24 protein-coding genes are annotated in these 26,227 nt (G+C 39.0%); 13 read left to right on the plus strand and 11 right to left on the minus strand.

Going from position 1 to position 26,227, the window contains the following annotated elements:
- Nucleotides 1-50: 50 nt before the first annotated feature.
- A complete protein-coding gene (locus Q8S11_RS04615) occupies nt 51-2,168 on the plus strand; it encodes a M1 family metallopeptidase (RefSeq protein ID WP_305660899.1) in 2,118 nt (705 codons plus the stop codon).
- Nucleotides 2,169-2,217: 49 nt separating this feature from the next.
- On the opposite strand, the gene Q8S11_RS04620 is transcribed toward Q8S11_RS04615, so the two are convergent.
- A complete protein-coding gene (locus tag Q8S11_RS04620) occupies nt 2,218-2,565 on the minus strand; it encodes a phage holin family protein (RefSeq protein ID WP_305660900.1) in 348 nt (115 codons plus the stop codon).
- A gap of 27 nt (nt 2,566-2,592) precedes the next feature.
- Between Q8S11_RS04620 and Q8S11_RS04625 the strand changes: the two genes are divergently transcribed.
- From Q8S11_RS04625 to Q8S11_RS04645, 5 genes are all read left to right on the plus strand, one after another.
- A complete protein-coding gene (locus Q8S11_RS04625; RefSeq protein WP_305660901.1) occupies nt 2,593-3,045 on the plus strand; it encodes a hypothetical protein in 453 nt (150 codons plus the stop codon).
- 140 nt (nt 3,046-3,185) lie between these two features.
- Nucleotides 3,186-3,650: a ribosome assembly cofactor RimP gene (rimP, locus tag Q8S11_RS04630; protein WP_305660902.1), complete on the plus strand. Its 465-nt coding sequence runs from the start codon at nt 3,186-3,188 to the stop codon at nt 3,648-3,650.
- Between the two features lie 33 nt (nt 3,651-3,683).
- A complete protein-coding gene (gene nusA / locus Q8S11_RS04635; RefSeq protein WP_305660903.1) occupies nt 3,684-4,919 on the plus strand; it encodes a transcription termination factor NusA in 1,236 nt (411 codons plus the stop codon).
- 114 nt (nt 4,920-5,033) lie between these two features.
- On the plus strand, nt 5,034-8,063 hold the full coding sequence (gene infB, locus Q8S11_RS04640) for a translation initiation factor IF-2 (RefSeq protein ID WP_305660904.1): 3,030 nt from the start codon (nt 5,034-5,036) through the stop codon (nt 8,061-8,063).
- Between the two features lie 133 nt (nt 8,064-8,196).
- Entirely contained in the window at nt 8,197-8,967 is a 771-nt protein-coding gene (locus Q8S11_RS04645; RefSeq protein WP_305660905.1) for an FkbM family methyltransferase, read from the plus strand.
- Between the two features lies 1 nt (nt 8,968).
- Here Q8S11_RS04645 and Q8S11_RS04650 read toward each other — a convergent pair whose 3' ends face one another.
- The 4 genes from Q8S11_RS04650 to Q8S11_RS04665 are packed head-to-tail and all read right to left on the minus strand — an operon-like array spanning nt 8,969 to nt 13,675.
- Nucleotides 8,969-9,913, minus strand: coding sequence for a glycosyltransferase family 2 protein (locus tag Q8S11_RS04650; RefSeq protein WP_305660906.1), 945 nt, complete (start codon nt 9,911-9,913; stop codon nt 8,969-8,971).
- A 2-nt stretch (nt 9,914-9,915) separates the two neighbouring features.
- Complete coding sequence (locus Q8S11_RS04655) at nt 9,916-11,751, minus strand: ABC transporter ATP-binding protein (RefSeq protein ID WP_305660907.1); 1,836 nt, start codon at nt 11,749-11,751, stop codon at nt 9,916-9,918.
- A gap of 41 nt (nt 11,752-11,792) precedes the next feature.
- Nucleotides 11,793-12,800, minus strand: coding sequence for a glycosyltransferase family 2 protein (locus Q8S11_RS04660; RefSeq protein WP_305660908.1), 1,008 nt, complete (start codon nt 12,798-12,800; stop codon nt 11,793-11,795).
- Complete coding sequence (locus Q8S11_RS04665; RefSeq protein ID WP_305660909.1) at nt 12,800-13,675, minus strand: glycosyltransferase family 2 protein; 876 nt, start codon at nt 13,673-13,675, stop codon at nt 12,800-12,802. The genes Q8S11_RS04660 and Q8S11_RS04665 overlap by 1 nt, the downstream gene beginning before the upstream one ends.
- A 94-nt stretch (nt 13,676-13,769) precedes the next feature.
- On the opposite strand from Q8S11_RS04665, the gene meaB reads away from it, so the two are divergent.
- Nucleotides 13,770-14,663 (plus strand): methylmalonyl Co-A mutase-associated GTPase MeaB, encoded by an 894-nt coding sequence (gene meaB / locus Q8S11_RS04670; RefSeq protein ID WP_305660910.1) that lies wholly within the window; start codon nt 13,770-13,772, stop codon nt 14,661-14,663.
- On the opposite strand, the gene Q8S11_RS04675 is transcribed toward meaB, so the two are convergent.
- A complete protein-coding gene (locus Q8S11_RS04675; RefSeq protein WP_305660911.1) occupies nt 14,660-15,949 on the minus strand; it encodes an aminopeptidase P family protein in 1,290 nt (429 codons plus the stop codon). The two genes, meaB and Q8S11_RS04675, sit on opposite strands and share 4 nt — an antisense overlap.
- 161 nt (nt 15,950-16,110) lie before the next feature.
- Here Q8S11_RS04675 and Q8S11_RS04680 point away from each other — a divergent pair, with 161 nt between their 5' ends.
- From Q8S11_RS04680 to Q8S11_RS04700, 6 genes are all read left to right on the plus strand, one after another.
- Nucleotides 16,111-17,499 carry an OmpA family protein gene (locus Q8S11_RS04680; RefSeq protein ID WP_305660912.1) on the plus strand — a complete coding sequence of 463 codons (1,389 nt, stop codon included), beginning with the start codon at nt 16,111-16,113 and terminating at the stop codon, nt 17,497-17,499.
- 89 nt (nt 17,500-17,588) lie between these two features.
- Nucleotides 17,589-17,726, plus strand: coding sequence for a DUF6728 family protein (locus tag Q8S11_RS17810; protein ID WP_371135127.1), 138 nt, complete (start codon nt 17,589-17,591; stop codon nt 17,724-17,726).
- Between the two features lie 58 nt (nt 17,727-17,784).
- A complete protein-coding gene (locus Q8S11_RS04685; RefSeq protein WP_305660913.1) occupies nt 17,785-18,165 on the plus strand; it encodes a RidA family protein in 381 nt (126 codons plus the stop codon).
- Between the two features lie 2 nt (nt 18,166-18,167).
- Entirely contained in the window at nt 18,168-19,097 is a 930-nt protein-coding gene (locus Q8S11_RS04690; RefSeq protein WP_305660914.1) for an EamA family transporter, read from the plus strand.
- Between the two features lie 5 nt (nt 19,098-19,102).
- A complete protein-coding gene (recG, locus tag Q8S11_RS04695) occupies nt 19,103-21,208 on the plus strand; it encodes an ATP-dependent DNA helicase RecG (protein WP_305660915.1) in 2,106 nt (701 codons plus the stop codon).
- A 40-nt stretch (nt 21,209-21,248) separates the two neighbouring features.
- Nucleotides 21,249-22,523, plus strand: a complete 1,275-nt coding sequence (locus Q8S11_RS04700; protein ID WP_305660916.1) for an MFS transporter — start codon at nt 21,249-21,251, stop codon at nt 22,521-22,523.
- On the opposite strand, the gene Q8S11_RS04705 is transcribed toward Q8S11_RS04700, so the two are convergent.
- The 5 genes from Q8S11_RS04705 to pyrH all read right to left on the minus strand — a co-directional run bounded on the left by Q8S11_RS04705 (nt 22,520) and on the right by pyrH (nt 26,196).
- The gene (locus Q8S11_RS04705) at nt 22,520-22,732 is read right to left on the minus strand and encodes a PLDc N-terminal domain-containing protein (protein WP_305660917.1); all 213 of its coding nucleotides are present in this window, start codon (nt 22,730-22,732) and stop codon (nt 22,520-22,522) included. The genes Q8S11_RS04700 and Q8S11_RS04705 overlap by 4 nt on opposite strands.
- Nucleotides 22,729-22,953, minus strand: coding sequence for a PLDc N-terminal domain-containing protein (locus tag Q8S11_RS04710; protein ID WP_305660918.1), 225 nt, complete (start codon nt 22,951-22,953; stop codon nt 22,729-22,731). The genes Q8S11_RS04705 and Q8S11_RS04710 overlap by 4 nt, the downstream gene beginning before the upstream one ends.
- A 69-nt stretch (nt 22,954-23,022) precedes the next feature.
- Nucleotides 23,023-24,777 carry an ABC transporter ATP-binding protein gene (locus Q8S11_RS04715; protein ID WP_305660919.1) on the minus strand — a complete coding sequence of 585 codons (1,755 nt, stop codon included), beginning with the start codon at nt 24,775-24,777 and terminating at the stop codon, nt 23,023-23,025.
- A gap of 68 nt (nt 24,778-24,845) precedes the next feature.
- Nucleotides 24,846-25,409, minus strand: a complete 564-nt coding sequence (frr, locus tag Q8S11_RS04720) for a ribosome recycling factor (RefSeq protein WP_305660920.1) — start codon at nt 25,407-25,409, stop codon at nt 24,846-24,848.
- A gap of 79 nt (nt 25,410-25,488) precedes the next feature.
- The gene (gene pyrH / locus Q8S11_RS04725; protein WP_305660921.1) at nt 25,489-26,196 is read right to left on the minus strand and encodes a UMP kinase; all 708 of its coding nucleotides are present in this window, start codon (nt 26,194-26,196) and stop codon (nt 25,489-25,491) included.
- Nucleotides 26,197-26,227 lie beyond the last annotated feature (31 nt).

The raw sequence follows: 26,227 nt of genomic DNA on the forward strand, positions 1-26,227 counted from the left end.
AGCAAATGAAATTCCGTGTAAACGGGATTATTAATAACAAATTAATGTTGATGAAAATAAAATATATCCTCTGCTACCCTATACTGGCTTCAATACTGCTTTTAGCTTGTTCTGCTCCAAGGATGGTTAATTTGGACCCTATTACTATTGTTGAAAATTCAAAGGGTGCTTTAGTATACAGGGGCAGCTATACCCAAACCACAGATATTATTAATACCAGACTTGATCTTAGTTTCGATTGGGATAGCGCATACGTGATTGGAAAAGCTACAATTCTTGCAAAGCCCTATTTCTATCCTTCTGACCAGTTGGTATTGAATGCCAATGGGTTTCGCTTGAACTCAGTTTCATTGGTTAATGGCGATGATATGAAGCCATTAAGATATACCTACAATGGTAAATTGCTTACTATCAGTTTGGATAAGATATATACCAGAGATCAGAAATACACCATATTTATTGATTACGTCGCGATGCCAAATAAATTAAAAGTCGGCGAGGATATTGCATCAGCGGGTGACCGTGGTATTTATTTCATAAACAGGGATGGAAAGGATAAAGGGAAACCAAGGCAAATCTGGACTCAGGGTGAAACTGAATGTAATTCAAATTGGTTCCCAACCATTAATGGCAGTCAGGAAAAAATGACGCAGGAACTGAATATTACAGTACCAAATGAGTTTGTCAGCCTTTCGAATGGGACACTTGAATTTTCGAGCATGAATGGAGATGGTACGCGGACAGACAGCTGGCGACAGGAGCAGCCTCATTCCACTTATCTGACTATGCTGGCAGTCGGGGATTTCGTCATTACCAGAGATACCTGGAGGGATAAGGAAGTAAGTTATTATACCGAACCGGCTTATGCTTCCACAGCAAAACTGGTATTTGGAAAAACCCCCGAAATGATGGAATTTTTCTCAAACAAATTGGGAATTGAGTATCCATGGGATAAATACTCCCAGATTGTGGTCCGTGATTTTGTGAGTGGGGCTATGGAAAATACAACCGCATCGGTATTTTTTGAGGGTTTGAATATGTCAGAAGGACAATATCTGGATGAAAATTATGAAGATATTATCGCTCACGAACTATTTCATCACTGGTTTGGAAACCTGGTTACTGCCGAATCCTGGGCTAACCTGCCTCTGAATGAATCATTTGCCACCTATGGCGAATATCTATGGGACGAATATAAATACGGCAGGGATCAGGCTGATCTTAAAGGATTTGAGGATATGTCGGTCTATATTAGTAATAAACGAAAACCAGAACCGGATGTAATCCGTTTTGATTATTCGGATAGAGAACAAATGTTTGATGAGATAAGTTATCATAAGGGAGGAAGGATACTCCATATGCTAAGAAAGACGGTTGGGGATGAGGCTTTTTTTGAATCCCTGAAACTTTATCTGAACAGGCATACTTACAAAACGGCCGAAATTCATGAGCTTAGGCTGGCATTTGAGGAAATTACCGGTATGGATTTAAATTGGTTTTTTAATCAATGGTTCCTGGCTTCCGGCCACCCAGTTTTGAGTATTCAGAATTCTTATGATCCACTAAAGCGGGAGATAAATGTAAATATTAGGCAAAATCAGAATCTGTCAGAAACACCTCTATACCGTATTCCTATGGCTATAGATATTTACACCGGAACGAAGGTAGAGCGTAAGGAAATTATCCTTGAAAGGCAAAACCAATCGTTTATTTTCCCCTCCTTAAGTCCTCCAGATCTTGTAAATGTTGATGCTGAAAAATATATCCTTGCTGAAAAAAACGAAGTAAAAAATATGCAGGAATATATTTTTCAATATCAGAATGCGCCATTATTTATGGACAGGATTGAAGCAATAATGAAATTGAAAGATATGAAGGAGGAGGCTGCTGCAAGGAAGGTGATGGTTTCTGCATTCAAAGATAAGAACTGGTTCGTTCGCCATACGGCTTTATCTGTTATTGAAAATCTGTCAGACGATGAGCGGAAGGCTGTTCATCAAACATTGCAAGATTTGGCAACTAAAGATAAGGTTTCACAGGTAAGGGCTGCAGCAGTTGAAAAACTTGGAAAATATTATAGGATGACTGATAACAGAGAGGTATTTGATCAGACAGCGAAAGACAAGTCTCCAATTGTAATCAGGGCAACAACGGCTGTAAAAAAATAGGGGTACCTGATTCCTGTTTTCCCGGGAATCAGGTACCCGAAATTATTTGCTAGGCTGCTTTATCTGATTGGAATGCCGAAAAGATCATATTTATCAAAGCAAGAACTATGGCAAATAAAACTGCAGAGAGGAATCCACTGGTATTAAATGTTTCCATCAGGCTGTCAACTAATAACACCATTAGAACGGTAATGATGAAAGAAACCAAACCCAGAGTCAAAAAATTGATTGGAAAGGTTAAAATTCGGAGAATTGTGCCAATGGTTGCGTTTGCAAGTGCAATGAGTATACCTGCAATAATGGCACTCCAGAAATTTTCGACTTCAACCCCCGGCAGCAGGTAAGCAGCAATAGCGACAGCTGCACCCATTAATAGAATTTCAATGATCAGCCTCATGATTTTTGGTTTAAAATGTAAATAAATATGAAGAATCTATTTCATATTTCAGTAATAATTTTAATTTTCTTTAATTCCTGTAAACAGGAAAGGGCTCAGGATCAAACACAAAATAAACTAATAATCAGGTTTAATGCCGACAGCAATGCGGTAGAATTAAGGGGTTTAGCAATTCCTGTATTAGAGGAATTAAAGACTGATTCTCTCTCTGATTCTTTATGGGCAAATTTTTTTGCAGTGTACGAAGAACCAGGGGATCCTGAAATGAGGGATTTTCAACAGGCTTTGGAAGGCATTTATTCTATTGAAGGCGGGATGGTTAGATTTAAACCAAAAGATAATTTCAGAGAAAACCATTTATATTTTGCCCGCTGTTACACAAAGTTATTGCTTCAGGATGCAGATGATCTGATCCAAACGCGTGAACTGTTTCTCTCAGATGGGTTTACAGAGCATAAATTCATTGTTTCAAAAAGGTAAATCTTATAAATGTATTGAAATCAGGTATTTGTATTGACGGATTTTTTTTTATATTTGCGTCGATCTGAGAAGAGCCCCGACATTTGCGGGGCTCTTTTTTTACCAACCTGTTTTTCAAGGGGATTAAAAAAGAGGTCAAAATGAATATAGAAAAGCGTGTCATTGAGTTAGTTGAAGAAAAGATTGCCGACCGTCCCGATTTGTTTCTGGTAGACGTTCAGATGCATAGTAGCGGAATTTTGTCTATTTTAGTAGATGGAGATAATGGTGTTGCAATTAGTGATTGTGTTGCGATAAGCCGGCATGTAGGTTTTCATCTTGAGGAGGAAAATGCCATTGAACAAGCATACAGACTGGAAGTTTCCTCTCCCGGAATAGATACCCCACTAAAATCATTGCGCCAGTTCCAGAAAAATATTAACCGTTCATTAAAGGTTAAGCTTAAAGATGGTAGTATCAGGGAAGGTAAATTGATGGCTGCGGATGATTCAGGAATTACGATACAAGAGAGTGTTAAGGAAAAGGCTAAGAAAGCAGTTTTGCTAGAGAGCTATATAAAGTTTGAAGATATATCAGAAACGATAGTTTTAGTGAGTTTTAAATAACGTCCCGTACCTACGGGACAAATTCAATAAAAAATGAGCAATATTAATTTAATCGATTCATTCCAGGAGTTTAAGGACTTCAAGAATATTGACCGGCCTACGGTTATCAGCGTGTTGGAAGAAGTTTTCCGCAGCATGTTGCGTAAGAGGTATGGTACAGACGAAAATTGTGATGTGATCGTCAACCCGGATAACGGGGATTTGGAGATCTGGCGTACAAGAACGGTAATGGAAGATGGTTTTTCGGAAGATGATGATCTTGAGATTGAACTTGCAGAAGCAAAAGCAATTGATCCTGATCTTGAGGTTGGGGATGATTTTATCGAACAGATTACCCTTGAAAGTTTTGGTAGAAGGGCAATTCTGGCTGCACGTCAAACCCTGGTTTCAAAGATTCTGGAACTTGAGAAGGACGAGATTTTTAAGAAATACAAAGACCGTGTTGGGGAGATAGTAACCGGAGAAGTATATCAGGTTTGGAAAAAAGAGACTTTGGTACTTGACGACGAAGGAAATGAGCTCTTATTGCCCAAAACAGAGCAGATTCCTGCTGATTATTTCAAAAAAGGAGATTCTGTACGTGCCATTATTGAGAAAGTAGAAATGCTTAATGGTAATCCAAAGATTATTATTTCCCGTACGGCACCCGAATTTCTGCAACGTTTGTTTGAGATGGAAGTACCTGAGATATTCGACGGACTGATTACAATAAAGAAAATTGTTCGTGAACCAGGAGAACGTGCTAAAGTTGCGGTAGAGTCATATGACGACAGAATTGACCCGGTTGGTGCTTGTGTAGGCATGAAAGGATCACGTATACATGGAATCGTTCGTGAATTGAAAAATGAAAATATCGACGTAATTAACTTTACAAACAATATTTCATTGTATATTCAAAGGGCATTAAGTCCGGCAAAAATCACAAGCATCAAACTTGATGACGAAGAAAAGAGAGCGGCAGTTTATTTAAAACCTGATCAGGTTTCATTGGCAATTGGCCGCGGTGGTCACAATATTAAGTTAGCGGGAAAGCTTACAGGATATGAAATTGATGTGTACCGTGAGGCACATGAAGATGATGAGGATGTGGATATTGAGGAATTCTCAGATGAAATTGAGGGCTGGATCATTGATGAATTCAAGCGTGTTGGTTTGGATACAGCAAAATCGATTCTTAGCTTATCTGTGGATGATTTGGTTAAACGTACTGACCTGGAAGATACTACAGTAAAAGATGTAATTGAGATACTGAAGTCAGAATTTGAATAATTTAGGCTAGTATCTTATTGAGAAAAAACAGGTTTAAGAAAAAGCCCGATCCTCAAAGCATATAACATATAAAAAACGTACTTTTGTACAAAAATAGCGAGGTTAAAATAATAAATGTCAGAAGGTAAAAGCACAAATTTACTTAAAGCTGCGAAAGAGCTGAATATCGGCCTGAACACCGCGGTGGAGTTTTTAGGGAAAAAAGGTCATAAAGTTGAGGCCAGGCCCAATACTAAACTCACCGATGAGATGTACGATGTTCTTCTTAAGGAGTTCCAGGGTGATAAGATCGTAAAAGAAGAAGCTAAACAAATTGTTATTGGCAAGATTCGTCGCGATGATATTCCTGTAACTAACGAAAAGACTGAACCACAGCGTTCAAAGGATTTTGAACAGGAAGAAATTCTGATCAAGAATGTCAATCCATTTACTCCTCCGGTAGTTGAGAAGCCAAAAGCTGAACCTCAGCAGCCTGTCATTAATGAGCCTAAAGCAGAAGAAGGTACTTTGCCAGGTGTTAAAGTGGTAGGAAGGATCAATTTAGATGACTTGAATTCCAAAACCCGTCCTGATAAAAAAAGTCCCGAACCGGAAAAACCTCCTGTTGCTCCACCAGCTCCACCGGCTCCGGCTGCTAAAGTTGAGGAGCCTGTAAAAGTGCCGGAACCGGAAGTTATTCCGCAACCCGTTCAGGAAAAAGCAGAGCCTGAGGTGGAAACTGCACCTGCAGCAGAAATTAAAGAGCCTGTTGAAAGTCTGAAAGAAACTATTAAAGAACAGCCCCAAGTTCCTGCTACTAAACCGGTAGCTGAAGAAAAACAAGAAAATAAGCCAAATACTCAGGAAAGTAATCCTGATGCTTTAGTTATTCGTGCCAAAGCAGAACGTCTGACAGGCCCTAATGTGATTGGTAGAATTGAGCTACCAGCTTCACCGGCTCGCCGTGGTCAACCAGTGGCTTCTTCATCGAGTGCTGCAGGAGCTGATCATAAGCGTAAACGGAAGCGTAAAGATAATGCCCCGGGTCAACCCGGTCAGGCAGCACAACCTGGTCAGCAAGGCCAGCAAGGTCAGCAGTCAGGAGGATCACCACGCCCTGCACCCGGTGCAGGATATCAGGGTAATCGTCCTGATTTCAGAAATACAAGACCAGGACAAGGTACTGCAGGCGGAGCCCGACCTGATTTCAGGAATAAGCCCCGTACCCCGGATGCTCCAAAAGCCGAACCTACAGATAAAGAAATTCAGGATCAGATCAAAGCAACACTTGCACGTTTAAGTGGTGCGGGTAAATCAGGAAAATTTGCACAGCGTGCAAAATTGCGTCGTCAGAAGCGTGATGATGTGGCTCAGACTGCTGAAGATGCAGCATTGGAAGCAGAAATGCAGTCCAAAACCATCAAGGTAACAGAATTTGTTACTGCAAATGAGCTGGCACTGATGCTTGATGTTCCTGTTACTCAGGTTATTTCAACTTGTATGAGCCTGGGAATGTTCGTATCCATCAATCAAAGACTGGATGCTGAAACTCTGACCATCGTAGCGGATGAATTCGGTTATGAAGTTGAGTTTGTGAAACCTGAAGATGAGGAAACTGGTTTACTTGAAGAAACTGATACTCCGGAGGATCAATTACCAAGAGCTCCAATCGTAACCGTAATGGGTCACGTGGATCATGGTAAAACATCCTTGCTTGACTTTGTTCGTAAGACAAATGTTATCGCAGGAGAAGCGGGTGGAATTACCCAGCACATTGGAGCTTATGAAGTAACCCTTGAAAATGATCGTAAAATAACTTTCCTGGATACTCCGGGTCACGAAGCATTTACGGCCATGCGTGCAAGGGGTGCCAATGTAACCGATATTGCAATTATTGTAATTGCTGCTGATGATAGTGTGATGCCTCAAACGCGTGAAGCTATTAATCATGCACAGGCTGCAAATGTACCAATTGTATTTGCATTTAGTAAGGTTGATAAACCGGGTGCGAATGCTGATAAGGTTCGTGAACAGCTTTCTGCAATGAACATTTTGGTTGAAGACTGGGGCGGGAAATATCAAAGTCAGGAAATTTCAGGTAAAACCGGTGCAGGCATTGATTTATTGCTGGAAAAGGTCTTGCTCGAAGCAGATATGCTGGAGTTGACAGCCAATCCAAACAAGCGTGCCGTTGGTACAGTTATCGAAGCAGCTTTGGATAAAGGTCGTGGAATTGTCACAACTGTGCTGATTCAGGCCGGAACATTGAGGGTTGGAGATGCGATACTTGCCGGTGGATACAGTGGAAAGGTAAAAGCACTACATAATGAACGCGGAGTTAAGTTAGATAAGGCCGGTCCTTCTACACCTGTACAGGTTTTAGGTATGCAGGGCGCGCCAACCTCAGGTGATAAGTTCAACGTGATGGAAAGTGAAGTTGAAGCCCGTCAGGTTGCCAATAAGAGATTGCAATTACAACGTGAGCAGGGATTACGTACTCAGAAACATATCACACTTGATGAGATCGGACGTCGTTTGGCAATCGGAAACTTCAAGGAGTTGAATGTGATCGTTAAAGGTGACGTGGATGGTTCAATCGAAGCATTGTCCGATTCCTTGCTGAAACTGTCGACTGAACAGATCCAGGTGAATATCATACATAAATCTGTAGGTCAGATATCTGAATCGGATGTTTTATTAGCTTCGGCTTCTGATGCGATCATCATTGGTTTCCAGGTTCGTCCTTCTGCAAGTGCACGTAAACTGGCTGAGGCAGAACAAATTGATATCCGTCTTTATTCAATCATCTACGATGCCATTAATGAGGTGAAAGCCGCGATGGAAGGTATGCTTGACCCTGAATTTGAAGAGAAAATTACTTCCAACGTTGAAATTCGTGAAGTATTTAAAATCAGTAAAGTGGGTACAATTGCAGGTTGTATGGTACTCGACGGAAAGATTACCAGAAACAGCAAGATTCGTATCATACGTGATGGTGTAGTAGTTTATACCGGTGAACTGGCCTCATTGAAACGTTTCAAAGATGATGTGAAAGAAGTTGCTACCGGTTATGAGTGTGGTTTAAATATTCAGAACTTTAATAATATTGAAGCGGGTGATATCGTAGAGTCATACGAACAGGTAGAGGTGAAAAGGAAATTATAATCTGAACAAATAATTTTAAAAGCGATCTATCTGATCGCTTTTTTTGTTTGGCCTTTATTGATGGTTAATAACGTTAAATCTGACAGGTTTGGGCTTAAGAAAAGAATTCAGAAGGCTTAAAAGAAGCATACAAATGAAGCTTAATTCGGGTGATATTAAACTGGAATTAGGTCGCATTGCCGATTATAAACACTTTACGATTGGATATGCTCATGTATTCGACAAACCGTTTAAATTTCATCACGGACCAAGTTTTGCCGAATCCTATATTGAACTTTTCGAGACAGAAATCTATCGGTTCAAACCAAGTGCCGGCTCAAAGATTATTCTCGACTGCGGTGCAAACATGGGCTTAAGTGTGTTATATTTTTCACTTAACTATCCTGATCATCAAATTATTGCCTTCGAACCTGATGCTGATATTTTCGTGATTCTGAAAGAGAATGTAGAGACTTTTTGCTTGAAAAATGTAACACTCCATCAAAAGGCGGTATGGACTAAAAAAGAAACCTTAAAGTTCTTTACCGATGGTGGAATGGGTGGAAGAGTAAATAATGAATACTCCTGGCAAGAGCCTAAATTAATCGAATCTGTTCCTTTACTGGATTACCTGACAGAAGATGTCGATTTTCTGAAAATTGATATTGAAGGAGCTGAGGATACAGTTTTGAAATATTGCGGAAAAAGTTTACAAAATGCAAAACATATCTTCTTTGAATACCATAATAATGTGAATTCAAAGCAAACTTTGCATGAGCTTCTTGCACTGGTCGAAAGCTTAGGTTTCCATTATTATATCAAGGAATCAGCGACCAGAAAACGCCCTTTTATAGATACAAGGTTGTTTTGTGAGAGTTTTGATATGGCCATTAATGTGTTCTGCTACAAAGAAAAGCAAGCCTGAACTATTCTGAAAAGATTCTTCTGATTTTTCCTCCCCATAATTCTTTGAGTGCGAAATTTAGTTTACTGAAAGCGCTTTTTTTGTTTATGCTGAATAGTACATCGCGATTCTTAAAGATTAGCTTTGCCAGCCCCAACGAAATATATTCCTCTTTGTTCTTTTTAAATTCAGCATAGAGATGGCGTATAAATTCCGGATTTTTATTTTTAGGATATTCGAAACAGGATTTAATCCAGAGCATTTTCCGCTCATATTTCACTGCCGAAGTAAGTGGATTTCTAAGCGTATTATCTCTCTTACGCTTTAAAATATTCGTATCTGCTTTCTGATGTTGCCGGTATTTGACCAGACTTTCAACAAGGAAATCTATGCTTCCCAGATTTGTAGCAACGTATCCCATCCACCAGTCGTGAAAATAAGCATTGGGGAAAGGTAAGATCTCATCCTTCAGCTCTTTTTTCATTAATACTGAGTGTCCTGAAATACAGTTAAAGAACAGGAAAGCCTCGGGTTGATCACCCCGGTACAAATTCATAATATCCGACATCTTCCGGTGCAAAGATTGACCATTCTGGTCTACGAATTCTGAGTCATGATAAACCAGCAAATGATTACCGATAGCCTTGACCTGCTTTTCAATTTTTTGTAAATCCCAGATATCATCCTGATCTGATAAAGCAATAAAATCGCCACTACATAACTGGAGGGCTTTTTCAAAATTTCTGATATAGCCCAGATTTTCAGAATTGACGAATAGTTTAATCGAGGGATATTTTTCGGAATATTCTTTTAATATGTTTAAGGTATTGTCAGAAGAATAATCATCAACTGCAATTACCTCAATTGGGGAATAGCTTTGATTAACAATGGAATCCAGCTGTTCTCTTAAATAAGCTTCTCCGTTATAAGTACATAAAGCTATAGAAACCAGTGCATGATCATTCATTTCTATTCGTTGAATGTTTGCATTTCGATCAGCCTTTTATAAAGACCATCAGCCCTGATTAGTTCATTATGGCTACCCTGTTCTTCAATTTTGCCATTTTCAAGAACAATGATCTGATCGGCTTCCTGTATGGTACTCAGTCGGTGGGCAATGACAATTGAAGTACGGTTTTTCATTAAATTTTTGAGCGCATTTTGAACCACTTTTTCTGATTCAGTATCCAAAGCGGATGTAGCTTCATCCAGAAGAAGGATTGGTGGATTGGCAAGGACAGCTCTTGCGATGCAGATTCTTTGTTTTTGTCCTCCCGAAAGTTTCATGCCCCTGTCACCAATATTGGTTTGATACCCCTCTGAGGTATTGACAATGAACTCATGAGCATTTGCAATTTTAGCCGCTTGGATTACTTCCTCCTGTGTAAATGATCTGCCAAAGGCGATATTATTGAAAATGGTATCATTAAAAAGGATAGATTCCTGATTTACAATTCCCATCAATGCTCTGACATCGCGCATGCTGATATCCTTTATATTTAGCCCATCCAAACATATTTCACCATGTAAAGGATCCATAAATCTTGGCAGGAGATCCATGAGGGTAGTTTTTCCTCCTCCCGAAGGACCAACCAAAGCAACCGTACTGCCTTTTAAAATCTTAAATTCGATACCTTTCAAGACTTCTTTTTCACCATAAGCGAAAGAGACATTTTTCAACTCAATACAATCATTGAATGCGGTTTTTGAAACAGGATTTGGTTTATCTATAATGTTTTCAGGCGCATCCAATAACTGGAATACCCGCTCTCCTGCAGATATGCCCTGCGAGATATTGCCAAATGCTTCTGAAATGGCTTTTGCTGGGTTAATGATTTGTGAAAAAATAATGATATAGCCAATAAATTCAGCTCCCTGAAGACCCGATCCCTCCTGCAGGATAAGAGTACCTCCATAGTATAGTAATGCAGCAACTGTAATCACACCCATCATTTCTGAAACCGGCGCAGCTAGTAATACTCTACGGGCGAGCCTCCTGTGGATTTTACTTGTCCACATATTTATTGCATTGAATTTATCCTGAATATAATGCTCAGCATTAAATGATTTAATGATTTTAACCCCATTAAGACCTTCATCTATACTCGATACCAAAACTCCTAAAGATTCCTGAGCTGCTGTTGCATGTTTCTTTAGCCTTTTGACGATCACTGAAATTAGAAGGCCAGAGACTGGAATCAGGATCAATGCAAAAAATGTCAGTTTGGCAGATATTGTAAACAGAACAGCAAAATTAAGAATGATCGCAATCGGCTCACGTAGTATAACTTGTAATGAACGGATAATTGAGTCCTGAATGGTTACTACATCGGTCATGAATCTCGAAATCAGGTCTCCTTTACGCTGACTGCTAAAGTATTGGATATCGATGTTGGTGAGTTTTTTGAATATGCTGCTCCGGATGCGGGTTACAATCATTAACCTGAAATTTTCAATGACCCTGGCAGATAAATATTTAAAAAGGTTACTCAATACAACAGAGATAACAATGGCAATGCTGACCATTTTTAAAGCTCCGACCTTACCCGAAGTGTTGATGATGCTCTGGAAATAATAATAAAACAAATCTTTGAAATAGCTCAGGCTAAAATCGAATAAAGGCAATACATTTACCGCTTTTCCTCCTGTTTTTCCTGCCTGATTGAATAGGAGCTCGAAAACGGGAATTAGGAGGGTGAAATTTAGAAGTCCGAATATGACACCTAATACCGACGTGATAAAGAATGGAACCGCAAATTTCTGTACAGGAGCAGCAAAAGCAAAAAGTCGGAAAAAGGTTTTCATAAAAAGATTTCTAACACAAAGTTAGTCATTTTGATAGATGTCTAATTTCTTCTGAAAATGATTGTTTGTCCCTCAATCATCTTATTCATTTTCTTAATGACATCATCCATGCTCATGGTACTATTATGAAAGGCCATTAAATTCTTCATTCTTTTGCGGGATTGACGCAAGGGATTAAGGTTATTTAAAAACATTCCAAAACTATTATAGTAATAGAATTTTAAACCCATCCACATAAAAAGCATGTCGATGAAAGTGATTTGCAGAAACCAAAAAACTAATCGGGTTCTACTTAAATGTATCGCATGAACATAAAGCCTGTTGCGAAAGAATACGGCCTTAACCCAATTTCGGGTACGGTAATTTTTGGTTGTGGATGAATGATCGTGAATACAATAGGATTTAGGATCATAATAGCATTTCCAGCCTAATCGCCATGCCCTTAATCCCAATTCAAAATCTTCACAATAAAAGGGTGAAAAGATTTCATCAAATCCGCCTATATCTTTTAATTTTTTTGTGTCGATTAATGCATTTGCACCTGATAAATAGGCCGTTGGGGTAAGAAAATCCTCGTTTTCAAGGTGGAAAAAGTTATTGGCTTTAATTTTAAACCCGGAGTATTTTAAGAATCTTGCGGTATCCTGAGTCTCACCATTTTTAGCTCCTATGATTTTACTCATCACACCAAAAGTATCCGAAAGCTCAAAATATTTAAACTGACTTTCGAAAAAATCCTTATTTAATTCAATATCAGTATTAAGTAGTAATACCAAATCTTTCCCGGCTATTGCAATTCCTTTGTTACAGCTTACTGAAAAGCCATGATTTTTATCATTGATTAGCAAATGGACATGTGGATAGTTTTGTCTGATAAAAGCTACGGAACTATCGGTTGAACAATCATCTGTAATGATGATTTCAAAATCTGTTTTAGCATTGTTCAATGCTTCATATACAGAGGGAAGGTTACGCTCCAGCAGGTGTTTGCCGTTATAATTTGGTATAACTACAGATATACTTTTTCGGGAATTAGACTCACTGGTCATTAAACAGTTTTGTAGTTTTTATACTCTCCGATTCTCCATTGCCACAGATCTTCTATTTTTTGTAAAATACGACGCCTTAGACTCATTTTCTTTTTCAATAGCGTAGGATCAACCTGAAACTTCCAGTTACTGACCTCAATCCTTTTCTGCATAACCTGTGGGTGTGTACCTTCAAATCTGATCAGTCGGTCGGCATTGCCATAGTCAAATTCAATATTGTCAGGGAGATGTTCCTGAATCCAGGAATCTTCATGATAAAATTTATTAAAATTACGAACCTTATTTCCAAGACCTGCAGGCGGCTGAACCCAGCCGTAGTGATAAATATAGGCATCTATGGGTTTTACCTTTATTTTTCTGCCATTTTTTCTGAATCCCTGTGCATCCCGGTAAGAATGAACTCCCGGATCAAATTTTAGAACCCTAACCTCATTTCTATACCATCGTCTGGAGGAAGCTATAAAATCATAAGAACCATAAAAATGCAGGTATTTAAACAATAAGCCTTCGACATTTTTGTTGTTCAGATTCTCTTCCATTGCCTTCTTTATTACCGGAAGATAGTTTTCATGCACACATTCATCACCCTGGATATAAAATGCCCAATCGGTATCTTTTGAAATCGCAGCATAAGCTTTATCAGTTTCCTGTGCGAAAGTTCTCCCGCCTTCGCGTATACTTTCATCCCATACGGTATGAATGATTTTTATTTTGGGGGAAGCAATGCCTTCAATAAGTTCGAGTGTATTGTCAGAACAATCACCAACTGCAATTACAAATTCATCGCAAACAGGCAAAATAGAAAGAATTGCCTGAACTATAGGGTAGTCATTATTAACAGCATTACGAATAAATGAAAAACCTGTAACTTTCATGTTGGCAGAATATTGGGCAAAGTTAAATAAATTAGCCTCTTTTGCTTAATATGACTGAATTGTAAAATGAAATTAAAAACAGCTTACTTTGTATATGCAGCCAGACAAGCATAATAATTCCATATTGCCCCAGGACTTTAGAAAATTAGCCAGGGAGTTAACTATTGTAGAAAATGATTTACCTGGTTCAGAGGAATTATTAAGAGGGCTAAAAACGAGTAATACACCGGTTATTGGCATTACTGGTCCACCAGGGGCCGGTAAAAGTACTCTGGTTAATGCGATGATAAACCATATGAGCGCTGAGAATAAGCGAATAGCCGTACTTGCCATTGACCCTACATCTCCATTTAATCTGGGATCTCTTCTGGGAGATCGTGTCAGAATGGCAGAACAGTTTAATAAGCCAAATGTATATATCCGCTCGCTCGCTACCAGGGGCTCATTAGGTGGTTTATCGGGGAAAACAATTGAAATGTGTGATGTACTTAAGGCTGCTGGTTTTGATTATATTCTGATTGAAACAGTCGGAGTTGGTCAGTCGGAGGTTGAAATTGCCGGACTTGCAGATATCAGTGTGGTAGTGCTGGTTCCGGAGTCGGGTGATGAGATCCAGAACATGAAATCAGGATTAATGGAGATTGCAGATATATTCGTAGTGAATAAATCAGACAGGGAGGGGGCGGATACTTTCGCTAATAACCTTAAAAAGCTTGTCCATCAGAGGCCAGAGCCTATTCCTGTTATCAATACTATTGCCGATAAAGCTATTGGTATTTCAGAACTGATGGAAGCTATTGAAAATCAGTCGATTAAAGAAAACACTAGACGTATATTTTTACTGGGAGAAAAGGCCTGGAAACTGCTTCAGCATCACCAAATGAAGCATTTTGATAAAAATCGGCTTCAACAGGATATTATTACAGCTTCAGCAAGTCCCGATTTTAATCTCTACCGGTTTATAGATACCTTATCAGCTGGAAACTAAGAATTCATGATTTCTTCTATTTCTTCAACTTCTACGGGTATATCATCCATCAGGTCGATATTGCCATTTTTCGTTATCAGAATATTATTTTCAATCCGTATTCCGAGACCTTCCTTTGGAATATAAATTCCTGGCTCGCATGTCAGAAGGTTTCCGGCTTCAAAGGGCTTATACCGGCTGGCAAAATCATGCACATCCAAACCAAGGTGGTGGGATGTACCGTGCATAAAATACTTTTTATAAAGCGGGGCTTTAGGATCTTGCTTCGCTATATCCTGTTTATCGAGTAAACCAAGCCCAATCAGCTCAAATTCAACTATTTTACCAACCTCAGCATGATAGTCATTCCATATCGTTCCGGGAAGAAGCATCTTTCTGGCTTCTTTCATAATCCGTAATACTGCATTATAAACATCCTTCTGGCGCTTACTGAAACGGCCGCTGACAGGTACTGAACGGCTCATGTCGGCATTATAATTAGCATATTCTGCCCCAAAGTCAAACAGGATCACATCACCATCTTTGCAGATCTGGTTGTTATCATTATAGTGAAGGATATTGGCATTTTTACCAGAAGCTATGATTGGATTATATGCATGACCAGTAGCTCTCTGCCGAATGAATTCATGAATAATTTCAGCTTCAATTTCATATTCCGCAACGCCCGGTTTTATAAATTTCAGAATCCTTATAAAGGCATCACGGGTAATTTGACAGGCTTTTTTTGTCAGATCAATCTCGATTTCTGACTTAAGCGGGCGGAGTTCACGCATGATCAGTGCAGCCCGTTTATATTCATGTAATGGATAATGTTTTTGTATTTTCTCTATAAACCTGATATCCCGATAGGGTACCTGATGGGCATAGCGATCATTCTCATTCGTATTGAGATAGATGCTTTCGGCATAACTTATAATAGAGGGCAGAATATTCCAAAATTCATCAATCCAGTACACATTATTGATACCGGATACCTTTTTTGCTTCCTGAATGGTCAATTTATGACCTTCCCACACTGCAATGTGTTCATTAGTCTGTCTTAAAAACAGGACTTCCTTGTATAATGGGTTAGGACAGTCAGGAAATAAAAATAAAATAGTTTGTTCCTGATCGATTCCGCTAAGGTAAAACAGATCAGGATTTTGTTTGAATATATGGGTCTGATCTCCACTTCTTGGAAATTCGTCATTCGATTGAAATATGGCTATAGAATTCGCAGACAGCCTTTTTATAAAATTTTTACGATTTTTTTCGAATAGTTTCCTGTCAATGCAAGGGTATTTCATACTAAAAGTATATAATCTGGGGTGCAAGAAAACGAATTATGATGTAATTTTTGTCAAAGAAAATGTATGGAACAGTATTTGATTATTTGCACAAGTCAAACTTATGACTATTTTTGTGTAAATTACACCATTGAAATTTGTTAACCTTTAAAAAAACGATTATGAATTATTCTACATTAAAGAAAGCCCTCGTGTTTTCATTAGTAGCAGCGTTAGGCCTCGGTGAGGTTTCTTTCGCACAAGATGCTACTAGCTCCTCTGCCAAGGTATTTGGTGGGAGAGGCCAGTACAGAACCTGGAGTTTCGGTATCAATGCCGGAGTATTAGCACCTGTTGTTGCTATAGGTGGAACTAATGACTTTACTAACTGGAGCCCATCTTTAGGATATGGTCTTACTTTAAGAAAGCAGGTAGATCATATCTTCGGTATTCAATTTGCTTACCACGGTGGAGAGCTTAGCTATGATAATGATGGCGCCACAGTTAATTTGGGATTAGGCCCACGTACTGACGGAATTACACAAATCAGCCATGCATTAGACCTTACAGGTATTGCTAACGTAGGAACAATTGATTTCCTTAGAAGAGAAAACGCTGTTAACTTCAATCTGAAAGCTGGTTTTGGTTACGCTGCTTATCACTGGAAAGAAATCAATCCTAACTCAACTCCTGCTAAAGGAACTTATGGTCCTGACAGAGATCGTAACAACATCCGTAACGTATATGTTCCGGTTGGTGCAGGTATCAAATTCAAAGTTTCTGATCGTGTTAACTTCGATCTTGGTTATACTATGAACTTCCTTGATGCTGATGATCTTGATGGAACAAAAGGAAAGAGCTTCACTAAAGATAAATGGTCTTATACCTCTGCTGGTATTGAATTCTCTTTAGGTTCTTCAGCTAAACCAAATTTAGACTGGGTTAATCCACTTGCTCTAATGTATGATGAATTAAAAGATCCTACATTACGTCAGGAAGTTGAGGCATTAAAAGGTCGTGTAAGTGCACTAGAAGCTGCTGATCTGTTAAAAGATTCTGATGGTGACGGTGTTGCTGATAGATTAGACAAATGTCCTAACACAGAAGCTGGAATTAAAGTTGATGGTTCTGGATGTCCTTTAGATGTTGATGCTGATGGTATTCCTGATTCAAAAGATGCTTGTCCTACTGTTAAAGGTATCGCTAGATTGAACGGATGTCCTGAGTTTGCAGCATCATCAGGTACTATGGTTCCAATCCAGTTTGAGTTTAACTCTTCAGTTTTGAGAACTTCAGCATATTCAATTCTTGATGGTTTAGCTTCTTCACTGAAAGCAAATTCTTCTGCGGTTGTTCAGTTAGACGGTCACGCTTCTGCTGAAGGTACTGAAGAATATAACATGGTTTTATCAAGAGACAGAGCTAATTCTGTTAAAACTTACCTGGTTAATGCCGGTATAGCTTCTAACAGAATTGCAGTTACTGCTTACGGTGAAAGCCGCCCGGTTGCTTCTAACGCAACTGAAGCTGGACGTATTCAAAATCGTCGTGTTGAGATCAAACAACAATAAACAATACTGTATATAAGCATATTGTAAAAAAAGAATCCCGTCCCGATTATTTCGGGACGGGATTCTTTTTTATTTAATATTTTTGATCTATGTATTTTTTCAGAAAGCACGATCCTAACAGACCTTCAAGTTTCAATCTGAAGGTAATGCACATTATTAATACAGTTGCTTTAGTCTTATTTCTTGCGGGTATCATCTATAAGCTACTGGAATGGTATGTATTCTGAGATATATCATAAGTCTTACTTTAGGTCTGTTTTCTCTCTACCGAATTAAATAATTATTATGAAATCAATAATTTATACTGAGAAGGCACCTGAACCTATCGGGCCATATAGTCAGGCAGTGCTTACGGGGAATATGTTGTTTATATCCGGTCAGATTCCAATCGATCCCGCCACAAATCAGCTAATTTCTGGCAGTATTGGTGATGAAGCCAGACAGGTTATGAAGAATTTGGAAGCTGTACTCTTATCAGCAGGTTTTTTATTTGAAGATGTGGTAAAAGTCACTATTTTTTTAAGTGATATGAATCATTTTTCTGAAGTAAATGAAATCTATGGCTCTTACTTTCGATCAGATTTCCCGGCGAGGGAAACCGTTGCAGTTCTTGGATTACCCAAAAATGTGAATGTAGAGATCTCTGCTATTGCTGTTAAAGGCTGATATTGAAAACTGGCCGACTGAAATATTATTTAGCCGCTATAATATCTGTAGTGACCTGGGGCTTTTTCTCTATCCCTCTTCGTAAAATACAGCATTATCCTTCAGATGAGATCTTATATTACAGGATATTTACTTCACTTGTATTCACCTGGGTTTTTATTGCATTATTTCGTACCAAACATTTAAAATCAGACCTGAATTATTTCTATTCCCTGAGCAAAGGCGGGCGTAGGAGGATTATCATCCTATGCCTAATTTCCGGTGTATTAATAAGCGGGAACTGGTTCACATATATCTATGCTGTAAATAATGTTAATTTGAAGTCGGCGGCCTTTGCCTACATGGTTTGCCCTCTGATTACCGCTTTTGCCGGGTTCATGATACTTAAGGAAAAACTCAGCGTATTAAAACTAGTTGCACTAGGAATTGCCCTTTTTAGTATTATAATTCTCGCACAGGGTTCTCTAAGGGATGTTTTATGGTCTGTGTTTATTGCCGCTCTGTACAGTTTTTTCCTGATAGCTCAGAAATCAATGAGCCGGATGGATAAGTTTAATATGCTTGGATTACAGCTTTTGATTGCAGCCATTTTAATGTTTCCATTCTATGTATATAGTTTTAAAAGTTTTCCATTTGATACTTACTTCTGGACTGATATTATTATAATTTCAATCTTTTTTACTATAATACCCCTGTTTTTAAGCCTTTATGCGCTAATCGGCATGCCTTCTTCCACCTTAGGGATTATAATTTATCTCAACCCGATTGTTGCTTTTGCAGTCGCATTTTTCTACTTTCACGAAGGAATTAGTCTGCATCAGGTATACGCATATTCCCTGCTATTAGCCGCTGTTATTGTTTTTAACTGGAATACGATCAAAGAAATAGTTTTTAAAATTCCGGCAGCTGAATTGTCGGAAATTACTCCCTGAATGGATTGGCAGAACAAATCTTAAAAACTCCGGTTGAGTATTTAAAAGGTATAGGTTCTCAGCGCGCTGAGATACTTAAGAAAGATCTTGGGATTTATACTTTTAACGATCTGCTTCATCATTACCCTTTTCGTTATATTGACAGAACCCGTTTTTATAAGATTCGTGAACTAAATCCGGATCTGCCTTCAGTTCAAATATTAGGCCGTATCATTTCAAAAGAAATATTGGGCGATAAGCATACTAAAAGGCTTGTCGCAAGATTCAAGGATGATACAGGCAGTATTGAACTTGTTTGGTTTCAAAGTATTCGCTGGATTGACAAGATCATACAACCGGGTTCTGTTTTTATAGTTTTTGGGAAGCCTGTAATTTTTAATGGACACTTCTCGATCTCTCATCCTGAGCTTGAGCCCTATCATCCTAATGCAGAGAACAGAGGCAATCTTACACTACAGCCAGTTTATAGCTCAACTGAAAAATTAAAGCAGTTCAACCTTGATAGTAAAGGTCTTCAAAGAGCTCAGGCCGCTCTAATTGACCAGGTAATCAGACAAGTTAAAGAAACACTGCCTGAATATATTTTGGTCAGACATAAATTGATAGGCTTGCAGAAAGCACTTTATAATATTCATTTTCCAGAAAATGCTGTAATCCTTAAGTCCGCTGAGACCCGTCTGAAATTTGACGAATTGTTTTTTATTCAGTTGAAACTTCTTAGAACCAAATTGGTTCGGACTCAGAAATTTAAAGGAGCAATCTTTGATAATGTCGGGGATAAGTTTAATACTTTTTACTCAGAGAAATTACCTTTTGAACTAACAAATGCCCAAAAACGTGTAATCAGGGAGATCAGACAGGATACCCAGCGTGGAGTTCAAATGAACCGTTTACTCCAGGGTGATGTTGGTAGTGGAAAAACAGTCGTTGCTCTGATGATTATGCTTCTGGCAATAGATAATGGCTATCAGGCATGCATCATGGCTCCTACAGAGATTTTGGCCCGTCAACATTATCAGTCAATTAAGGGTCTGTTAGGAGATGACTTCATTAGTGTAGAAATTCTGACTGGTTCCACATTGAAAAAGGCCAGAACCAGTCTTCACCAGATTTTGGAGAGTGGAGAGCTTGATATTCTTGTAGGCACACATGCTCTGATCGAAGATGCGGTTAAGTTTAAAAATCTGGGGCTTATTGTGATTGATGAACAACACCGCTTTGGGGTTGAGCAGCGCGCTAAATTATGGCGCAAGAATGTTATCCCCCCGCACGTTTTGGTTATGACGGCCACACCCATTCCCCGAACTTTGGCCATGACCCTATATGGTGATCTCGATATTTCAATTATTAATGAGCTTCCGGCAGGAAGAAAGCCCATTAAAACGGTTCATTTATATCACAATCAACGCTTAAGGATGTTCGGTTTTATGCGTGAAGAGATTGCTAAAGGCAGGCAGATTTATATAGTTTACCCTTTAATTAAGGAGAGCGAGAAGCTTGATCTTTTATATCTGGAAGCTGGGATAGAAGCAATAATTGATGAGTTTCCAATGCCTGAATATCAGCATAGTATTGTTCATGGTAAACTCTCTGCTAAGGAAAAGGCATCTGAAATGCAGCGTTTTGTTAAAGGTGAAACACAGATCATGGTGGCTACAACTGTGATTGAGGTTGGTGTGAATGTTCCAAATGCCAGTGTGATGATTATTGAAAATGCTGAACGTTTTGGTTTATCTCAATTGCATCAATTGCGTGGTAGGGTTGGCAGGGGTGCAGAGCAATCTTTTTGTATACTAATGTCGGGAAATAAGTTAAGCAGCGATGCCAGAACGCGTTTGGATACGATGGTTAGAACTAACGATGGCTTTGAGATTGCAGAAATCGATCTTCAGCTCAGGGGACCCGGAAATATTGAAGGGACACAACAAAGCGGGGTGCTTGATCTGAAACTTGCGGATCTCTCCATGGATCAGAAACTTCTGTCTGAAGCCCGACAAACAGTTATACAAGTACTTGAGGATGATCCGGAATTAAAAAATGAGTCTAATTTACTCTTAAGGCAATACTTTGAACATAAACCTGGTGGAATCAGCTGGGACAAAATATCTTAAGGAAATTATTTTAGAAAAAAGAGAGAGTAATTAAATAAAAATGGCTGTTAGCAAGCCTTTAGAGGCTGTCAAAGATCCTTATATCGCAATGCGTTTTCCGGAGTTTCGCTCCTATCTGGCCATGCGTTTTCTATTTACTTTTGCTTACCAGGTTCAGGCCGTAGTAGTTGGATGGCATATTTATCAGTTAACAAAAGATCCGCTATCCCTGGGGCTTATAGGTCTCGCAGAAGCTATTCCATCCATATCAGTAACACTGTACGGAGGATATATTGCCGATAAATCTGACAAGAAAAAACTCATGGTCTGGATTATCCTTGCCATGTTACTTTCAAGTTTTGTGCTGAGCGTAGTTACAAGCGATAAAGCGCTTGACTATCTGGGACAAAATCTAGTCATATTGATCATGTATCTGATGATATTTTTTGTGGGTATTGCCCGAGGTTTCTATTCCCCTACCGCTTTTACTTTGTTGGCTCAGATCATTCCCAGAGAACATTATGCTAATTCTTCGACCTGGAATAGTGGAATATGGCAGGTCGCTTCAATTATGGGGCCGGCAGTAGGTGGATTGCTGTATGCATTCAGTGGAATAACTGCTTGTTTTGTTGTGATTGTAAGTTTTATGGCCCTGGCATTAGGTTGTATTGTATTCTTTGTTAAAAATTTTCCTCCTCAGTTTATTCCCAGGGAAAATATATTCAAAAGTCTATCGGAGGGCATCAAATTTGTTTTCAATAATAAGATGATCCTTGGTGCATTAAGCCTGGATATGTTCTCCGTATTTTTTGGTGGTGCAGTTGCATTGATGCCAATCTTTGCTCATGATATTTTGAAGGTTGGTTCTGAAGGACTTGGATTTCTGCGTGCTGCTCCGGCTGCAGGTGCAGTGATCACAATGTTTATCATGGCCAGATATCCTCCAATGAACAAGCCCTGGAGAAACCTGCTTTTGGCAGTTGCCGGTTTCGGCCTGTCTATTATTTGCTTCGGACTTTCACGTAATTTTTATTTGTCTTTGATCTGTCTTTTCTTCGAGGGCGCATTTGATAGTGTCAGTGTAATAATCCGCTCGACGATATTACAATTGCTAACTCCTCAGGAAATGCGTGGCCGAGTTTCGGCAGTAAACGGCATGTTTATTAATTCATCAAATGAGATTGGTGCATTTGAGTCGGGGGCTACAGCAAAACTTATGGGTACGATACCTTCAGTGCTTTTTGGTGGCACCATGACCCTGATCATTGTGTTTATTACTTATCTGAAAACCAGGAAGCTTATTCCCCTGGGACTGAAACAAATCAGCAGTAATTAGATCCTGTTTGTTCTTCCCACTACAAAATAAATTATAGAGCCCAGTATTGGTGCAATCAGGATCACAATGAGCCAGAGTAATTTTGTATTTGTTGGTTTATTGCTTCTGAACAGGTCAAGAAGTGTATATATGATCAAAATTGCCCAGAGAATTCCAAGCAGGAAGCGGAAGAAACCTCCGATAAAAAGTAGACTCAATAATGTAATCATAAGGCTTTTTGTTTTCGTCCCCAGAACAGATAGACTACTGCACCGAGATAAGGTGCAATCAGTATAAAAATTATCCAGAGAAATTTTTGACTAGTACTTAAACTCTTTGACTTCAGCGAATCGAAAATGGCGAATGGAATAATGAGGAGAAGTGCTATAATCGAAAATATGACCATAACCCATTCCCAAATACCAAAGCCCGATGTGTATTCTGCAATCATAGTCAGGCTAAATATTTATCCATGTCTTTATATTGAGCACATAGTACATAGTTGAATATACATAATATTTTAAACTTCTGCACTGTATTTTTCCCCAATCTGTTGGCGCCACATAGCGTAATATAGACCTTTTTCTGCAATCAGTTCATCGTGTTTGCCTGATTCAATGATACGCCCTTTTTCAAGGACAAAGATCTTGTCAGCATGCATTATGGTTGAAAGCCTGTGCGCGATTAATATAGTAATATGATCCTGTATAACAGACACATCACGAATAGTTTCTGTGATCTCCTCTTCGGTAATTGAATCGAGGGAAGAAGTGGCCTCATCAAATACAAGGATATTTGGTTCGCGTAATAAGGCTCTGGCAATAGATAAGCGCTGTTTTTCGCCTCCTGAAACCTTTACCCCACCTTCACCGATAACCGTATCCAAACCTTTATCTGCACGGGCAAGTAAATTCTGACAAGCAGCTTTTTGCAATACACGCAGGCAATCTTCATCGCTTGCATCCGGACGAACAAAAAGCAGATTTTCCCGGATTGTGCCTGAGAATAATTGTGTATCCTGTGTAACGAAACCTATTTTTTCACGCAGTTCATCCAGATCAATGTCGGTTCCGGGAATATCATTATAAAGTACTTGCCCGGCCTCTGGATGGTATAAACCTACCAAAAGTTTTACCAAAGTGGTTTTTCCTGACCCCGAAGGCCCGACAAATGCAACCGTTTGTCCTTTTACCGTCTCAAAGGTGATGTTTTCAAGTGCATGACGGTTTGCCGACTGATGTTTAAAGCTTACTGAATTAAATTTTAGACTGGTGATACGGCCCAGAACTGCTGGTTTTATTGGTTTTTTCTCTTTTGGGGTACTTAGTATGCCTCTGAAATTATCCAGAGATACTTCAGTTTCACGATAAATATTGATAATGTTTCCAAGTTCCTGTAATGGCCCAAAAATGAAGAAGGAATAGATGAAAAGTGAGAAAAACTCGCCTACACTGATTCTGCCTGCGAATATCAGATAGAGCATTAATAAGAGAATCATGTTTCTCAATAAGTTTACAAGTGTTCCCTGGATAAAACTCAGGCTCCGGACATATTTTACTTTCTTTAGTTCAAGTTTTAAGATTTTATCTGTGGTATTGCTTAGCCGTTTAATCTCCTGACTGGATAGTCCCAGACTTTTTACCAGCTCAATATTACGGAGCGATTCGGTAGTTGATCCGGCTAGTGCTGTAGTTTCACTGACAATAGTTTTCTGTACAATTTTAATTTTTTTACTCAGAACTGAACTGATTACCCCAAGAATCGGTATTACAGAAACGTAAACTACTGCAATAGACCAATGGATATTGATGGCATAAACAAATACAAAAGTTACTCCTACCAATGAAGTAAATACAATATTGATGAGGGCGGTAATTAGTTTTTCGGTATCAGTTCTTACTTTTTGAAGGATTCCCAATGTTTCGCCACTGCGTTGGTCTTCGAATACTGAATATGGTAATTCCAGGGAATGGGCCAAGCCATCTGAATATATCTTTGCGCCCAGACGCTGAGTAATCACATTCACATAATAATCCTGGAAGTTTTTTGCAATGCGGGAAACCATTGCAACACCCATTGCTGCCAGGATAAGCAAGCCTGCACCCTGAAAGAATTCTTCAGTAGTATATTCCTGGTATCGGGTTACATAGGTATCAATAATTTTCCTGAAGATCCAGGGGTCAAGCAGGGAAAAAATTTGGTTAATTGCTGCGAGAAGCAGAGCCAGGGCAATAAGTCCCTTATAATGTTTTAAATAGTCTGCTAATAGTTTCATATGCCGTCAAAATTAAAAAAGGGAATACTGCTATTGCCATATTCCCCTTCTTTTAAAAGAAATTAAGATCAGACAGTCATGATATCTTTTTCCTTGGCCTCCATCAGGCGGTCAATTCTTACGATACATGAGTCTGTTAATTTTTGCACTTCGCCTTCACCTGTTTTAATTTCATCGTCTGATACCCCCTCAGATTTAGAGCGTTTGATCTTTTCATTCGCGTCTTTACGGATATTCCTGACAGCAATACGACCTTTTTCAGCTTCTTCTTTTACTTTTTTAACCAGGTCTCTACGACGCTCTTCGGTTAATGGTGGAACATTTAAACGGATGACCACACCGTCATTCTGCGGGTTAAGTCCGATATTTGCCTCCATAATTGCTCTTTCTATTGGAATCAGCATTGTTTTCTCCCATGGTTGTACTACCAGAGTACGTGCATCAGGAGTATTGACAGTACCGATCTGGTTCAAAGCGGTTGGTGTTCCATAATAGTCCACAAATATGCCGTCGAGCATAGAAGGCATAGCTTTACCCGCTCTGATTTTTACCAGCTCATTATCACAAAAATCAATGGCTTTTTCCATATGAGTTTTCGCATCATCCAGTTGTTTCTTTATTAGCTCGTTCATATTATCAGTGTTCGATCTGTAAAATTAATTAAATTCCTGTTATTCTCAGGTATTTAAGCTTTACCCAATCTTTGATTTCTTAGCCTTTCACTAATGTACCGATAGGTTCACCATCTACCAGACGCATTAAATTGCCTGGTTTATTCATATCAAAAACAATAATTGGCAGGTTATTTTCCTGACAAAGGGTAAATGCGGTCATATCCATAACATTCAGATTCTTTTGGTAAACCTCATCGAATGTTATTTCATCGTATCTGGTGGCATTTGGTTCTTTCAATGGATCAGCAGTGTAAATTCCATCTACACGTGTACCCTTCATCACAACATCTGCATTAATCTCTACTGCTCGTAAAGAAGCTGCGGTATCAGTTGTAAAATATGGATTACCTGTTCCTGCACCAAAGATCACGATCCTTCCTTTTTCAAGGTGGCGGACTGCCCGGCGGCGAATAAAAGGTTCACAGATCTGCTCCATTTTAATGGCAGTAAGCAAACGTGTTTTTACACCGGTTTTTTCAAGTGCATCCTGCATAGCCATGCTGTTGATTACTGTAGCAAGCATTCCCATGTAATCTGCCTGTACGCGATCCATGCCAGCTTTTTCAGCACTCAGTCCGCGATAAATATTACCACCACCAATTACCAGCGCAATCTCTATCCCTTTGGCATGCACATCGTGAATGTCTTTTGCATATTGGGCAACTCGGTCAATGTCGATACCATATTGGCTTTCACCCATCAATGCTTCACCGCTTAATTTTAACAGGATACGTTTGTACTTCATGGAGATAATTTTTTTAAAGTTATTAAAATAT

The organism is Daejeonella sp., assembly GCF_030695525.1.
Taxonomy (GTDB): Bacteria; Bacteroidota; Bacteroidia; order Sphingobacteriales; family Sphingobacteriaceae; genus Daejeonella.

Excerpts from the sequence above, each read along its gene's own strand:
- Q8S11_RS04615 (WP_305660899.1), top strand. The coding sequence starts at position 51 with ATGAAAATAAAATATATCCTCTGCTACCCTATACTGGCTTCAATACTG.
- Q8S11_RS04620 (WP_305660900.1), bottom strand. The coding sequence starts at position 2,565 with ATGAGGCTGATCATTGAAATTCTATTAATGGGTGCAGCTGTCGCTATT.
- Q8S11_RS04625 (WP_305660901.1), top strand. The coding sequence starts at position 2,593 with ATGAAGAATCTATTTCATATTTCAGTAATAATTTTAATTTTCTTTAAT.
- rimP (WP_305660902.1), top strand. The coding sequence starts at position 3,186 with ATGAATATAGAAAAGCGTGTCATTGAGTTAGTTGAAGAAAAGATTGCC.
- nusA (WP_305660903.1), top strand. The coding sequence starts at position 3,684 with ATGAGCAATATTAATTTAATCGATTCATTCCAGGAGTTTAAGGACTTC.
- infB (WP_305660904.1), top strand. The coding sequence starts at position 5,034 with ATGTCAGAAGGTAAAAGCACAAATTTACTTAAAGCTGCGAAAGAGCTG.
- Q8S11_RS04645 (WP_305660905.1), top strand. The coding sequence starts at position 8,197 with ATGAAGCTTAATTCGGGTGATATTAAACTGGAATTAGGTCGCATTGCC.
- Q8S11_RS04650 (WP_305660906.1), bottom strand. The coding sequence starts at position 9,913 with ATGAATGATCATGCACTGGTTTCTATAGCTTTATGTACTTATAACGGA.
- Q8S11_RS04655 (WP_305660907.1), bottom strand. The coding sequence starts at position 11,751 with ATGAAAACCTTTTTCCGACTTTTTGCTTTTGCTGCTCCTGTACAGAAA.
- Q8S11_RS04660 (WP_305660908.1), bottom strand. The coding sequence starts at position 12,800 with ATGACCAGTGAGTCTAATTCCCGAAAAAGTATATCTGTAGTTATACCA.
- Q8S11_RS04665 (WP_305660909.1), bottom strand. The coding sequence starts at position 13,675 with ATGAAAGTTACAGGTTTTTCATTTATTCGTAATGCTGTTAATAATGAC.
- meaB (WP_305660910.1), top strand. The coding sequence starts at position 13,770 with ATGCAGCCAGACAAGCATAATAATTCCATATTGCCCCAGGACTTTAGA.
- Q8S11_RS04675 (WP_305660911.1), bottom strand. The coding sequence starts at position 15,949 with ATGAAATACCCTTGCATTGACAGGAAACTATTCGAAAAAAATCGTAAA.
- Q8S11_RS04680 (WP_305660912.1), top strand. The coding sequence starts at position 16,111 with ATGAATTATTCTACATTAAAGAAAGCCCTCGTGTTTTCATTAGTAGCA.
- Q8S11_RS17810 (WP_371135127.1), top strand. The coding sequence starts at position 17,589 with ATGTATTTTTTCAGAAAGCACGATCCTAACAGACCTTCAAGTTTCAAT.
- Q8S11_RS04685 (WP_305660913.1), top strand. The coding sequence starts at position 17,785 with ATGAAATCAATAATTTATACTGAGAAGGCACCTGAACCTATCGGGCCA.
- Q8S11_RS04700 (WP_305660916.1), top strand. The coding sequence starts at position 21,249 with ATGGCTGTTAGCAAGCCTTTAGAGGCTGTCAAAGATCCTTATATCGCA.
- Q8S11_RS04705 (WP_305660917.1), bottom strand. The coding sequence starts at position 22,732 with ATGATTACATTATTGAGTCTACTTTTTATCGGAGGTTTCTTCCGCTTC.
- Q8S11_RS04710 (WP_305660918.1), bottom strand. The coding sequence starts at position 22,953 with ATGATTGCAGAATACACATCGGGCTTTGGTATTTGGGAATGGGTTATG.
- Q8S11_RS04715 (WP_305660919.1), bottom strand. The coding sequence starts at position 24,777 with ATGAAACTATTAGCAGACTATTTAAAACATTATAAGGGACTTATTGCC.
- frr (WP_305660920.1), bottom strand. The coding sequence starts at position 25,409 with ATGAACGAGCTAATAAAGAAACAACTGGATGATGCGAAAACTCATATG.
- pyrH (WP_305660921.1), bottom strand. The coding sequence starts at position 26,196 with ATGAAGTACAAACGTATCCTGTTAAAATTAAGCGGTGAAGCATTGATG.